At 56.5% G+C, this 13,346-nt stretch carries 10 protein-coding genes and 1 pseudogene; 1 reads left to right on the forward strand and 10 read right to left on the reverse strand.

All coding sequences use genetic code 11. The features are described from left to right. Positions 1–130: 130 nt before the first annotated feature. The 9 genes and pseudogenes from carB to IM267_RS21570 form a co-directional block, all read right to left on the reverse strand. The gene (gene carB / locus IM267_RS16180; RefSeq protein WP_023315370.1) at positions 131–3,355 is read right to left on the reverse strand and encodes a carbamoyl-phosphate synthase large subunit; all 3,225 of its coding nucleotides are present in this window, start codon (positions 3,353–3,355) and stop codon (positions 131–133) included. A gap of 18 nt (positions 3,356–3,373) precedes the next feature. After that, the gene (carA, locus tag IM267_RS16185; protein ID WP_193033812.1) at positions 3,374–4,522 is read right to left on the reverse strand and encodes a glutamine-hydrolyzing carbamoyl-phosphate synthase small subunit; all 1,149 of its coding nucleotides are present in this window, start codon (positions 4,520–4,522) and stop codon (positions 3,374–3,376) included. A 454-nt stretch (positions 4,523–4,976) separates the two neighbouring features. Continuing rightward, a complete protein-coding gene (gene dapB, locus IM267_RS16190; protein ID WP_193033813.1) occupies positions 4,977–5,798 on the reverse strand; it encodes a 4-hydroxy-tetrahydrodipicolinate reductase in 822 nt (273 codons plus the stop codon). Positions 5,799–6,003: 205 nt separating this feature from the next. Beyond that, positions 6,004–6,954, reverse strand: a complete 951-nt coding sequence (gene ispH / locus IM267_RS16195) for a 4-hydroxy-3-methylbut-2-enyl diphosphate reductase (RefSeq protein ID WP_028015471.1) — start codon at positions 6,952–6,954, stop codon at positions 6,004–6,006. 1 nt (position 6,955) lies between these two features. Then, positions 6,956–7,405 (reverse strand): FKBP-type peptidyl-prolyl cis-trans isomerase, encoded by a 450-nt coding sequence (fkpB, locus tag IM267_RS16200; protein WP_063867427.1) that lies wholly within the window; start codon positions 7,403–7,405, stop codon positions 6,956–6,958. A gap of 95 nt (positions 7,406–7,500) precedes the next feature. Further along, a complete protein-coding gene (lspA, locus tag IM267_RS16205; RefSeq protein WP_063867426.1) occupies positions 7,501–8,001 on the reverse strand; it encodes a signal peptidase II in 501 nt (166 codons plus the stop codon). Next, entirely contained in the window at positions 8,001–10,817 is a 2,817-nt protein-coding gene (gene ileS / locus IM267_RS16210) for an isoleucine--tRNA ligase (RefSeq protein WP_193033814.1), read from the reverse strand. Before ileS ends, lspA begins: the two co-directional genes overlap by 1 nt. A 45-nt stretch (positions 10,818–10,862) precedes the next feature. Continuing rightward, positions 10,863–11,789: a bifunctional riboflavin kinase/FAD synthetase gene (gene ribF / locus IM267_RS16215; protein WP_193033815.1), complete on the reverse strand. Its 927-nt coding sequence runs from the start codon at positions 11,787–11,789 to the stop codon at positions 10,863–10,865. A gap of 7 nt (positions 11,790–11,796) precedes the next feature. After that, positions 11,797–12,002: pseudogene (locus IM267_RS21570) on the reverse strand (DUF2575 domain-containing protein); the annotation flags it as partial. Between the two features lie 115 nt (positions 12,003–12,117). Between IM267_RS21570 and rpsT the strand changes: the two are divergent. Then, complete coding sequence (gene rpsT / locus IM267_RS16220; RefSeq protein ID WP_003856458.1) at positions 12,118–12,381, forward strand: 30S ribosomal protein S20; 264 nt, start codon at positions 12,118–12,120, stop codon at positions 12,379–12,381. Positions 12,382–12,439: 58 nt separating this feature from the next. Here rpsT and nhaR read toward each other — a convergent pair whose 3' ends face one another. Next, positions 12,440–13,339: a transcriptional activator NhaR gene (gene nhaR / locus IM267_RS16225; RefSeq protein WP_063450696.1), complete on the reverse strand. Its 900-nt coding sequence runs from the start codon at positions 13,337–13,339 to the stop codon at positions 12,440–12,442. Positions 13,340–13,346: the final 7 nt, after the last annotated feature.

Raw genomic sequence — 13,346 nt, forward strand, 5'->3', positions numbered from 1 at the left:
GGCTAACTGACTGAAAGCGGATGAAAAACCAGAAGGTTCTTAAGATGGGTAAAGAAAACCGTAGGGCGGGTAAGCGAAGCGCCACCCGCCATATGCCCGGCGGCGCTACCGCTTGCCGCGCCTACGCAGATTATTTGCTAATCTGAGCGTGCATTTCCTGCACCGAAATCACCTTCTCGGTGGCGTCCGCATTCAGCGCCATGGCCGTCGCGAAACCGCCGTTCAGAGTGGTGTCGTAGTGCACTTTGTACTGGAGCGCGCTGCGGCGAATCAGCTTGGAGTCTTCAATCGCCTGGCGGCCTGCGGTGGTGTTAATGATGTAGGTGTACTCGCCATTCTTGATGCGGTCCTGAATGTGCGGACGACCTTCATGCACTTTGTTCACCAGACGCGGGTTGATACCCGCTTCACCCAGCACAATCGCCGTACCGTGGGTTGCGTCCAGCTCGAAGCCCTGTTTCAGCAGCTTGGCGGCCAGGTCAACCACGCGCTCTTTATCGCCTTCGCGAACGGAGAGCAGCGCACGGCCCGATTTTCTCATGGTAGAGCTGCTGCCCAGCTGCGCCTTGGCAAACGCTTCTGCGAAGGTACGGCCCACGCCCATCACTTCCCCGGTAGAGCGCATCTCTGGCCCTAACAGCGGGTCAACGCCCGGGAATTTGTTGAACGGCAGCACCACCTCTTTCACCGAGTAATACGGCGGGATGATTTCTTTGGTGACGCCCTGCTGCGCCAGCGTCTGGCCAGCCATCACGCGCGCCGCCACTTTCGCCAGCGGAATACCGGTTGCTTTAGAGACGAACGGTACGGTACGCGCCGCACGCGGGTTGACTTCAATCAGGTAAACTTCGTTGTCTTTCACCGCGAACTGAACGTTCATCAGGCCACGAACCTGCAACTCAAAGGCCAGCTTCTGCACCTGCTGACGCATCACGTCCTGAATTTCCTGGCTCAGCGTGTAGGCCGGCAGAGAACAGGCGGAGTCACCGGAGTGCACGCCTGCCTGCTCGATATGCTCCATGATGCCGCCAATCAGCACCATTTCGCCGTCGCAAATGGCATCCACGTCCACCTCAACCGCGTCGTCGAGGAAGCGGTCAAGCAGCACTGGCGCATCGTTGGAAACGCTCACCGCCGTCTGGAAGTAGCGGCGCAGGTCGGCTTCGTCGTAGACGATTTCCATCGCGCGGCCGCCCAGCACGTAGGACGGGCGCACCACCAGCGGGTAGCCAATCTCTTTCGCCTTCTCAACGGCCATTTCAATGGCGGTCACGGTGGCGTTCGCCGGCTGCTTCAGCTTCAGACGGTCAACCGCCTGCTGGAAACGCTCACGGTCTTCCGCGCGGTCAATCGCGTCCGGGCTGGTGCCGATAACCGGCACGCCTGCGGCTTCCAGCGCGCGTGCCAGCTTCAGCGGAGTCTGGCCGCCGTACTGCACGATCACGCCTTTTGGCTTCTCGATGCGCACGATTTCCAGCACGTCTTCCAGGGTTACCGGCTCGAAGTAGAGGCGGTCGGAGGTGTCGTAGTCGGTCGACACGGTTTCCGGGTTACAGTTGACCATGATGGTCTCGTAACCGTCTTCGCGCAGCGCCAGCGAGGCGTGTACGCAGCAGTAATCGAACTCGATGCCCTGGCCGATACGGTTTGGACCGCCGCCCAGCACCATGATCTTGTCGCGGTCGACGGACGGGTTCGCCTCGCACTCGTCTTCATAAGTGGAGTACATGTACGCGGTGTCGGTCGAGAACTCTGCCGCACAGGTGTCCACGCGCTTGTAAACCGGGTGCAGGTCATACTGGTCGCGCAGCTTGCGGATTTCCGCTTCACGCACGCCCGCCAGTTTAGCCAGACGCGCATCGGCGAAGCCTTTACGCTTCAGCATGCGCAGGAAGTCTGCGTCCAGGCCGTTGATGCCCAGCTCCGCCACTTTCTCTTCCAGACGCACCAGCTCTTCAATCTGCACCAGGAACCAGCGGTCGATGTTAGTCAGGTTAAATACGCCATCGACGGACAGGCCCGCGCGGAAGGCATCGGCGATGTACCAGATACGCTCTGCACCCGCGTCTTTCAGCTCGCGGCGAATTTTGGTCAATGCTTCAGGGTCGTCCAGGCTCACTTTCGGGTCAAAGCCGGTCGCGCCCACTTCCAGGCCGCGCAGCGCTTTTTGCAGGGATTCCTGCTGCGTGCGGCCAATCGCCATCACTTCACCCACAGATTTCATCTGGGTCGTCAGACGGTCGTTAGCGCCGGCGAATTTCTCGAAGTTGAAGCGTGGAATTTTGGTCACAACGTAGTCGATAGACGGCTCGAAGGAGGCTGGCGTGCGGCCACCGGTGATGTCATTCATCAGCTCGTCGAGGGTATAACCCACCGCCAGCTTCGCCGCCACTTTCGCAATCGGGAAGCCGGTGGCTTTAGAGGCCAGCGCGGAGGAACGGGACACGCGCGGGTTCATTTCGATAACGATCAGACGACCGGTTTTCGGGTTCACCGAGAACTGCACGTTAGAGCCGCCGGTTTCCACGCCGATTTCACGCAGTACCGCCATCGAGGCGTTACGCATGATTTGATACTCTTTATCGGTCAGCGTCTGGGCTGGCGCAACGGTGATGGAGTCGCCGGTGTGGATCCCCATCGCATCGAAGTTTTCGATGGAGCAGACGATGATGCAGTTGTCGTTTTTATCACGCACCACTTCCATCTCGTACTCTTTCCAGCCAATCAGCGATTCATCAATCAGCAGCTCTTTGGTTGGGGAGAGATCCAGGCCGCGCTCGCAAATCTCTTCAAACTCTTCGCGGTTGTAGGCGATACCGCCGCCGGTGCCGCCCATGGTGAAGGAAGGACGGATGATGCACGGATAACCCACTTCAGCCGCAACGGCCAGCGCTTCTTCCATATTGTGTGCGATACCGGAACGCGCGGTGTCGAGGCCGATTTTTTTCATCGCCACGTCGAAGCGGCGACGGTCTTCAGCTTTATCAATCGCGTCGGCGGTTGCACCGATCATGGTCACGCCGAACTCTTCCAGCACGCCCTGACGCTCCAGCTCCAGCGCGCAGTTCAGCGCCGTCTGGCCGCCCATGGTTGGCAGCACCGCGTCCGGACGCTCTTTCTCGATGATTTTGCGTACCACTTCCCAGTGAATTGGCTCGATGTAGGTCGCATCTGCCATTTCCGGGTCGGTCATGATGGTGGCCGGGTTAGAATTCACCAGGATAACGCGGTAACCCTCTTCGCGAAGGGCTTTACACGCCTGCGCGCCGGAGTAGTCAAATTCACAGGCCTGGCCGATCACGATCGGGCCAGCGCCAAGGATCAGGATGCTTTTTATGTCTGTACGTTTTGGCATGGTCTTCTCAGCTCCTGATTATTTAGCGGTCTTACGGTATTGCTCGATGAGTTCGATGAAGTGATCGAACAGCGGCGCGGCATCGTGCGGGCCCGGGCTGGCTTCAGGGTGGCCCTGGAAGCTGAACGCAGGCTTATCGGTGCGATGGATGCCCTGCAAGGTGCCATCGAACAGGGATTTGTGCGTCACGCGCAGGTTAGCGGGCATCGAGGCTTCATCGACGGCAAAGCCGTGGTTCTGCGCGGTAATCATCACCGTGTTGTTGTCGATGTCTTTCACCGGGTGGTTCCCACCGTGGTGGCCAAACTTCATCTTCACGGTGTTCGCTCCGCTCGCCAGCGCCAGCAGCTGATGGCCGAGGCAGATGCCGAATACCGGGATATCGGTTTCGAGGAAGGACTTGATGGCGTCGATAGCGTAATCGCACGGCGCCGGGTCGCCTGGGCCGTTAGAAAGGAAGATGCCGTCCGGGTTCATCTTCAGCACCTCTTCAGCGGACGTTTGTGCCGGAACCACCGTCAGGCGGCAGCCGCGGTCAACCAGCATGCGCAGGATGTTGCGCTTGGCACCAAAATCGTAGGCCACCACGTGGAACGGCAGTTCGTTCTCTTTTTTCGCTTCCGGCAGGTCGCCTTCCAGCGTCCAGCTCCCCTGCGTCCAGCTGTAGGCTTCGGCGGTAGTCACTTCTTTCGCCAGGTCCATACCGTTCAGGCCCGGGAAGGCTTTCGCTTTTTCCAGCGCCAGCGTCGCGTCGAGGTTATCCCCTGCGATGATGCAGCCGTTCTGTGCACCCTTCTCGCGCAGCAGACGCGTCAGCTTGCGGGTATCGATATCGGCAATCGCCACAATGTTATGGCGCTTCAGGTAAGAAGAAAGGTCTTCGGTGTTGCGGAAGTTGCTGGCAATCAGCGGCAGGTCACGAATGACCAGGCCTTGCGCATGTACCTGAGAGGATTCTTCGTCAGCCGCATTGGTGCCGACATTGCCGATATGAGGATAAGTAAGAGTAACGATTTGGCGAGAATAGGAAGGATCAGTGAGGATTTCTTGATAACCGGTCATTGAAGTATTGAAAACGACTTCCCCAACCGCCGAACCCGTTGCCCCTATGGCCCGACCGATAAACTGGGTTCCGTCTTCCAGAACCAATAGCGCTGACTTAATCAAAACACCCTCCAGAGAATATTCACTCACTTTATTTGCATATTAATTCATAACCACGTCATGAATCAATGCAAATGTGTTGCCAGCGGATTTTTGGCAAACGGCGGCATTCTGGGGATTTGGCATGTAAAAGTCAACTTAAAACGGGTATTTTGTTTATTCTTTTGCAGGGCTGGCGGCTTGAATGGGGTTTAACGGGCAAAAAGATCAGGTAAATCATCCTGGAAAACGCTTGCGCGGTAGGTTTTATGGAATTTGAGAGGCGGGGGCGATAAAAAGTGGACCAAATGGTCAAAATTTACATTCAATTCACAGAATAATGGCATAAAACTCAGCTTTATAACCATTAAAAACCGAATTCCATCTAAAACAGGTAAAATAAGAGGGCAATAAATTATTGCCCTATGCAATCAATACATTACGACTGCAATAACCACATCACGATGGGTAATAACGCTTACAAATTAGTGAGATCAAGCACATCTCGCATATCAAAAAGACCCTTTTCTTTCGATTTCAGCCACAACGCGGAACGTACTGCGCCATTGGCGAACGTCATGCGGCTTGACGCTTTGTGCGTAATCTCAACACGTTCGCCAATATCGGCGAACATCGCCGTGTGTTCGCCGACGATATCGCCCGCCCGGACGGTTGCGAAACCAATGGTGCCCGGCACGCGTTCTCCGGTATGCCCTTCACGGGAATAGACTGCGATGTCTTTTAAATCTTTATCCATTGCATAAGCAATCGCTTCGCCCATCGCCAGCGCCGTGCCTGATGGAGCATCGACTTTATGACGGTGGTGCGCTTCAATAATCTCAATGTCGGTGTAGTCGCCCATCACCTTCGCCGCCTTTTCCAGCAGCTTCAGCATGACGTTAACGCCTACGCTAAAGTTCGCGGCAAAGACAATCGCAATGTCGGTGGCGGCATCCTGAATGGCCTGTTTACCCGCATCATCGAAGCCGGTGGTGCCAATCACCATCCCCTTACCGTGCTGGCGGCAAAACGCCAGGTGAATCAGGGTACCTTCCGGACGGGTAAAGTCGATGAACACGTCAAAGTCATCTTTCACCGCATCAAGGCTGCTCTGAACGATAACGCCTGTCTTACCCGCGCCGGCCAGTTCACCCGCATCGGATCCCAGCAAGGATGAACCTTCACGCTCCAGCGCCGCGCCGAGGGCCACGCCTTCCATTTGTATTGCCGCCTGAATCAGCTGGCGACCCATACGTCCACCCGCGCCCGCAATGGCGACACGGATCTGTGCTTCATGCATAGTTATTCTCTTACGTTAAAATGATGTAAACCGTTTTCAGATTAACCAGCCTTCGTAAAGGCTGCCAACTGAAAACACCAATAATTAGAATTTAACGTGAAACCGACTCAGATATCAGTAAAAGACATGATTTTGTCGTCACGATAAAGTCCGGGGCAAAAAAAAGGCCAGCACAGGAGGTGCTGGCCTTTCATCAGAAAAGAAGTTATTCCACTTCGCGGGCGTCGATTCGCAGCTCTTTCGGCACTTCGAAGACGATATTCTCTTCGCGGCCTTCGAGCGGAACGGCTTCACCACCGCCCAGCTCTTGCAGGCGGGCAATGACGTTTTGCACGAGGATATCCGGCGCAGAAGCCCCTGCGGTGACGCCGACGCAGGCCGCGTTTTTAACCCACGCTTCCTGTATGTCCGTTGCGTCGTCGATTAAAAACGCCGCCTTGCCCATTCGCTGTGCCAGTTCGGCCAGACGGTTAGAGTTAGAGGAGTTTTTTGAACCGACCACCAGCACCACGTCCGCCTGTTCCGCCAGCGCGCGCACCGCTTCCTGACGGTTAGTGGTGGCGTAGCAGATATCATCCTTACGCGGCCCGACGATTTTCGGAAAGCGCTGGCGCAGGGCGTCAATCACGTCTGAGGTGTCGTCTACGGAGAGCGTGGTCTGGGTCATAAACGACAGACGCGCTTCGTTTTTCACGTTCAGCGTCAGGACATCTTCCGGCGACTCAACCAGATACATCCCCCCTTCCGGGTTGCTGTACTGGCCCATGGTACCCTCGACTTCCGGGTGACCGGCGTGACCAATCAGGATCGACTCTTCACCGCGACGGCTGGCGCGCGCCACTTCCATATGCACTTTGGTGACCAGCGGACAGGTGGCGTCGAAGACGGTCAGATCCCGGCTTTTGGCTTCGTTACGCACGGCCTGCGAAACGCCGTGCGCGGAGAAGATCAGGATAGCGCCGTCCGGCACTTCGCTGATTTGCTCGATGAAAATCGCCCCGCGCTCGCGCAGGCTGTCGACCACGTAGCGGTTATGTACCACTTCATGACGCACGTAAATCGGCGCGCCGTAAATTTCCAGTGCGTTTTCAACAATGCTGATAGCGCGGTCTACACCGGCGCAAAAACCGCGCGGGTTAGCCAACAGGATCTGCATTTCAGGCCTCCAGTGCCGGATCGATCTCCAGCACTTCTACATCAAAATGAACGGTACGCCCGGCTAGCGGATGGTTGAAGTCAACGGTGATGGAGTCCCCGTTGATTTCGCGGATCACGCCAGGCATTTCGCTGCCGTCCATAGCGGTAAAGAGCATAATCGCTCCGATTTCCGGCTCGCCCGCATCCATAAACTCACGGCGCGAGAAGTACTGGATCAGATCCGGGCTTGGCACGCCAAATGCCGCATCCGGCTCCAGCGAAAACGCCTTTGTCTCGCCCTCTTTCAGACCCAGAAGCTGCTGCTCAAGGCCTTCAGACAAGGAGGTATCGCCCAGACGAAACAGCGCCGGTTTGCCGTTATTGCGGGTGGATTCAGCCGTGGAGCCGTCATCCAGCTTCAGCGTGAAGTGAACGAGTACCGCGCTGTTGCTCTGTACGGATTTAGACATGCAAATTGCTCGCTTGTTTTGCCCGGTGGCGCTGCGCTTACCGGGCCTATATTAACCGTAGACCGGGATCGCTACGCGTCACCCGGCTGGTTTGGTTACGCTTGCTCTTTCGCCGCCGGTTTAGGCAAGAAGCCTTCCAGCACGATTAACGCCGCACCGATGCAAATTGCGCTATCGGCGAGGTTAAAGGTCGCGAAGTGCCAGTTGCCGACGTAGAAGTCGATCATATCGACCACAAAGCCGTGCCACAGGCGGTCAAACAGGTTGCCCAGCGCGCCGCCAATGATCAGCGCGTAGGCGATGTTATTCAGCTTTTGCGTTGCTTTCGAGCGGTACATCAGCACCGCCAGCACAACGCAGATACCCATTGCGATACCTGCGAAGAACCAGCGCTGCCAGCCACCGCTGTCGGCCAGGAAACTAAACGCCGCGCCGTAGTTGCGGGCGTAGTGCAGGTTAAGCGACGGGAACAGCGGGACCGTATCCCCCAGAGCAAAGTTCTGGAGGATCAGGAACTTGCTGCCCAGATCGATAATCAGCACCACCACCACCAGCCACAGCCAGCGCAGTCCTGTTGAACAGAGAGTTTTACTCATCAGGCAAACTTACGTTTTTCGCCGTCACCGGCGACGTTGCTTACACAGCGTCCGCAGATGTCTGCGTGTTCCGCCACCTGACCGACATCGGTAGTGTAATGCCAGCAACGCGGGCATTTCTCACCGTCGGCTTTGCTCAGTGCGACCTTCAGTCCTTTGAGCAGTTCGCTCTGCTGAGCATCAGCAGACGCGTCAGCATAATCCGCAACTTTCGCACCGGAGGTCAACAGGACAAATCGTAATTCATCGCCCAGCGCCGTCAGCTTCGCCGCCAGCTCCGGTTCGGCGTACAGGGTTACTGCCGCTTCCAGAGAGCCGCCGACTTTCTTGTCAGCACGCGCCTGTTCGATAACCTTGTTCACTTCGCCACGCACTTTCAGCAGCTCGTCCCAGAAGGCATCGTTCATCGCTTCGGTGCTGGAGAGATCGAACAGACCTTCGTACCACTCGCCGGTGAAGACATACTTCTCACGCTCGCCCGGCAGGTAACCCCAGATTTCATCGGCGGTGAAGGACATGATCGGCGCCATCCAGCGCACCAGCGCTTCTGCGATGTGGTACAGCGCAGACTGACAGCTGCGGCGCGCCACGCTGTCCGCTTTCGCGGTGTACTGACGGTCTTTGATGATGTCGAGGTAGAACGAGCCCATCTCGATGGAGCAGAAGCGCATCAGGCGCTGCACCACTTCGTGGAAGTCGTAAGACTCATAGGCTTTCAGGATATCTTCCTGCGCCGCTTTCGCGCAGCCTACCGCCCAGCGATCGAGCACGACCATATCTTCCGGCTTCACCATGTCTTTTACCGGATCGAACCCGTTGAGGTTCGCCAGCAGGAAGCGCGCGGTGTTACGGATACGACGATAGCTGTCGGCAGCACGTTTCAGGATCTCGTCAGACACCGCCATTTCGCCGGTGTAGTCGGTAGAGGCTACCCACAGACGCAAGATGTCCGCGCCCAGCTTGTTCATTACGTCCTGCGGCGAAACGGTGTTACCGATGGACTTGGACATCTTACGGCCCTGGCCATCCACGGTGAAGCCGTGGGTCAGTACCTGACGGTAAGGTGCTTTGCCCTTCATGGCGGTAGAGATCATCAGCGATGACATGAACCAGCCGCGGTGTTGGTCAGACCCTTCCAGATACATGTCGGCAGCGTGACCGGCGAACTCAGGGCGCACGTCAACCACGGAGGCGTGGGTTGAACCGGAGTCGAACCACACGTCCAGAGTATCCGGCACTTTCTCGTAGTTATCCGCGTCCGCGCCCAGGATGTCGCGGGCGTCGAGATCCCACCACGCCTGAATGCCGTCAACTTCAACGCGCTTCGCCACTTCTTCCATCAGTTCCAGGGTGTTCGGATGCAGTTCCTGCGTCTCTTTGTGCACGAACAGCGACATCGGCACGCCCCAGGTACGCTGGCGGGAGATACACCAGTCAGGACGGTTAGCCACCATGGATTCGATACGCGCCTGGCCCCAGTCCGGGATCCACTGCACGCCCTTGATCTCTTTCAGGGACTGCTCGCGCAGGCCTTTCTGATCCATGCTGACGAACCACTGCGGGGTCGCACGGAAGATGATCGGCGTCTTGTGACGCCAGCAGCACGGATAGCTGTGCTGCATTTTTTCAACGTGCAGCAGCGCACCACGCTCACGCAGCATCTCAACGATGATGTCGTTGGCTTTAAAGACGTTGATACCGTCCAGCGCCGGGTAGGTGCCAGGCAGGTAAGACCCGTCCGGGCCAACCGGGTTGGCGATTTCCAGACCGTATTTCAGGCTGATGTTGTAATCGTCAGGACCGTGACCGCCAGCGGTATGCACCGCACCGGTACCCGCGTCCAGCGTGACGTGGTCGCCCAGGATCGCCGGAACGTCGAAGTCCAGGAACGGGTGTTTGAAGCGCATCAGCTCCAGCGCGTCGCCTTTCACGGTGCCCAGCACGGTGTAGTTGGTGATGTTCGCGCGCTTCAGCACGCTTTCTACCAGATCTTTCGCCAGGATAACCGCGCGGCCGTCAACCTGCACCAGCGCATATTCGAACTCGCCGGAGAGAGAGATTGCACGGTTGGCTGGCAGCGTCCACGGGGTAGTGGTCCAGATCACCAGCGAGATCGGGCCGCTTACGCCAGGCAGACCGAATTTAGCTTTGATCGCGTCCTGATCGACCGCTTCGAAAGCCACGTCGATAGAAGGAGACGTTTTGTCGTAATATTCCACTTCCGCTTCTGCCAGCGCAGAACGGCAGTCCACGCACCAGTGCACCGGCTTAGCGCCTTTGTGCAGGTGACCGTTACCGATGATTTTGCCCAGCGCCCGGATGATGTTGGCTTCGGTTTTGAAGTCCATGGTCAGGTACGGGTGCGACCAGTCGCCCAGCACGCCCAGACGGATAAAGTCTGCGCGCTGGCCGTCAACCTGGGTGGCAGCATATTCGCGGCATTTCGCGCGGAACTCAGCGGCGGTGAACTTCTCGCCTGGCTTGCCGTACTCTTGCTCAACTTTCAGCTCGATTGGCAGGCCGTGGCAGTCCCAGCCCGGAACGTAAGGCGAGTCATATCCCGCGAGTCCTTTGGACTTCACGATAATGTCTTTCAGAATCTTGTTTACAGAGTGACCAATATGAATGCTGCCATTCGCATATGGAGGGCCATCGTGCAGAATGAAGGTTTTTTTGCCTTTTTTGGCTGCACGAATGATGCCGTACAGGTCATCATCGGTCCAACGCGCCAGCATTCCCGGTTCGCGCTTGGCGAGATCGCCGCGCATCGGGAACCCTGTTTCCGGCAAATTCAGGGTTGATTTATAGTCACTCATCAGATTCTCGGTTCCGTATTTATCACGTAGGCAGTTAAGCCGGTTCTAAAGCCCAAAAAACTCGCGGGCCGTCAATTCATCTCGCGCGATTTGCGCCTTAAGCTCGTCCAGCGAAGCGAATCGCTGTTCATTGCGTATTTTTTTACGCAGTATCACATCTATATGGCGACCGTAGAGGTCCATTACAACGTCCAGCAGGTGTACTTCTAACTGTTGACGCACACCGGCAACCGTTGGACGCGTGCCAATGTTGGCGACACCGTAGAAAGGCTTCTCGCCCAGTCCTGTCACTTCCACCGCATATACCCCTTTAACCGGGGAGACCTGACGACGCAGCGGTATGTTCGCCGTCGGGAAACCTATGGTGCGGCCCAGCGCATCGCCATGGACCACGCGACCTGAAATCGTGAACGGGTGGCCCAGCAGCGTTTCTGCCGTGTCCAGATCATCGTTCGCCAGCGCCTGGCGTACCGCCGTGCTGCTGACGCGTACGCCGCCCTCGCAGAAGGTCATCGTACTGGTGACGTCAAACCCGTACTCCAGACCAGCCTTCTGTAATAACAAGAAATCGCCCTGACGACCAGCGCCAAAGCGGAAATCATCCCCTACCGCTAAGAACTGCACGCCAAGCTGCCTGACCAGCAGATCGCTGACAAAGTTTTGTGCGGTCAGCGCGGCAAAGCGACGGTCAAAACGTACGCACAGGACGTAGTCCACACCGGACTCCGCCAGATAGCGTAACTTCTCGCGCAGGCGGGTCAGCCGTGCGGGGGATTTCTCACCCGCAAACAGCTCCAGCGGCTGAGGCTCGAAAATCATCACCACGACGGGCAGGCCTCGCGCCTCGCCTTCTTTACGCAATCCCTGCAACAGCGCCTGATGCCCACGATGCACGCCGTCGAAATTACCAATGGTCAGCACGCACCCGCGCGGGGCTTGACTGAGATTATGTATGCCGCGTATCAGCTTCATGACTGGCTCAAAACAGTGAAAATCGCCAAAGTATACCTTGTACAGCGGTTAAGGTTAACCGGCGATTGTTCACGCGAAACAGAAAGCCGTATGATTTCATCACGCTGACCTTTCACAGCAAAAAAATCTGCCCGCGAACAGCGTTTTTTACGCCGAAAAGCTGTATTCACGGACGACAAGCTGGTAGAATCCTGCGCCATCACTACGTAACGTAGCGTCGCCACATTAACGGCGCTTATTTGCACAAATCCATTGACAAAAGAAGGTATAGAGGGCATATTCCTCGGCCTTTGAATTGTCCACATAGATCATATTTGGGAGTTGGACCTTGGCTAATATCAAATCAGCTAAGAAACGTGCCGTTCAGTCTGAAAAGGCTCGTAAGCACAATGCAAGCCGTCGCTCTATGATGCGTACTTTCATCAAGAAAGTATACGCAGCAATCGAAGCTGGCGACAAAGCTGCAGCGCAGAACGCATTTAACGAAATGCAACCAATCGTGGATCGTCAGGCTGCTAAAGGTCTGATCCACAAAAACAAAGCAGCGCGTCATAAAGCAAACCTGACCGCGCAGATCAACAAACTGGCTTAATCGCCACTTGTTGTTGCTTGTTTGAAAGAACCCGCTTAACGCGGGTTTTTTTATGTCTTCAGATTGCCGGTGGCGTAAACAGCGCCGAGTAGTCCCGGTTGCAGATACGCTGCACCGCGGGGTGCTGAATCATCCTTTCGGCGAATATGGCGTGATACTCTTCCATCACGTTTTCCACCCTGCCAATCTCCGTAATCTTGTCGTCTGAATAGAGATCGTGCGCGTACAGCGTCGGGGCAACGAAGATCGCGTTGTGCGCCTCGCCAAAGGCTTTCATCAGCGCGGCATCGTCAAACTCACCGAGGATTTCCACGTTCAACCCCTGGGAGTTAAACCAGTTCAGCAGCTTACGTCCGAGCATTGACCGTCTTCCCGGCACCAGCAGGCGACGCTCTTCCAGGCAGGCCGGAAACGGTTTTTCCGGTGGCGGATTGATGCACCAGAAGCTGACGCCGCACTCGCCAATTTTCACCGAGAACAAGCCTTCCTGCTGGGTGGAGTCGATGGGGCAATCCGAGATAATCATATCCAGCTTATGCTGGCTCAGCTGTTCCAGCAGCATCTCGTGGGTGGACTCAAAGCAGCGTAAATGAATCTGTTCATCTTCCACCACCGCCGCATCCAGCACGCCGCTCACCAGCCGTTTGGATAGCGCATCCGCCACGCCCACGTCAAAGAGCAGATTAGACTCTTTGCGATAGTTAACGATATCCAGCATCTCCTGGCTCAGGGTGAACATCTTGTCCGCGTAACGGAACACCAGCTCACCCAGCTCGCTCGGCTCAATGCCACGCCCTTTCCGCTTAAAAAGCTTGCCCTGCAAGCGCTCTTCCAGGGCTTTGATTTGCCCGGTAATGGTCTGTGGCGTCAGGTAGAGCGCCTCTGCGGCTCCCACGACCGAGCCCTGCTTGTAGACATGCCAGAAGTAATAGAGATGGTTGTAGTTCAAATGAGACATCACGTTT

The sequence above is a fragment of the Enterobacter cloacae complex sp. P15RS genome (genome assembly GCF_014895905.1).
GTDB classification, from domain to species: Bacteria; Pseudomonadota; Gammaproteobacteria; order Enterobacterales; family Enterobacteriaceae; genus Enterobacter; species Enterobacter quasihormaechei.

Bases quoted from the DNA above. Each gene is read 5' to 3' on its own strand.
- carB (WP_023315370.1), bottom strand. From the start codon at position 3,355: ATGCCAAAACGTACAGACATAAAAAGCATCCTGATCCTTGGCGCTGGC.
- dapB (WP_193033813.1), bottom strand. From the start codon at position 5,798: ATGCATGAAGCACAGATCCGTGTCGCCATTGCGGGCGCGGGTGGACGT.
- ispH (WP_028015471.1), bottom strand. From the start codon at position 6,954: ATGCAGATCCTGTTGGCTAACCCGCGCGGTTTTTGCGCCGGTGTAGAC.
- fkpB (WP_063867427.1), bottom strand. From the start codon at position 7,405: ATGTCTAAATCCGTACAGAGCAACAGCGCGGTACTCGTTCACTTCACG.
- lspA (WP_063867426.1), bottom strand. From the start codon at position 8,001: ATGAGTAAAACTCTCTGTTCAACAGGACTGCGCTGGCTGTGGCTGGTG.
- ileS (WP_193033814.1), bottom strand. From the start codon at position 10,817: ATGAGTGACTATAAATCAACCCTGAATTTGCCGGAAACAGGGTTCCCG.
- ribF (WP_193033815.1), bottom strand. From the start codon at position 11,789: ATGAAGCTGATACGCGGCATACATAATCTCAGTCAAGCCCCGCGCGGG.
- nhaR (WP_063450696.1), bottom strand. From the start codon at position 13,339: ATGTCTCATTTGAACTACAACCATCTCTATTACTTCTGGCATGTCTAC.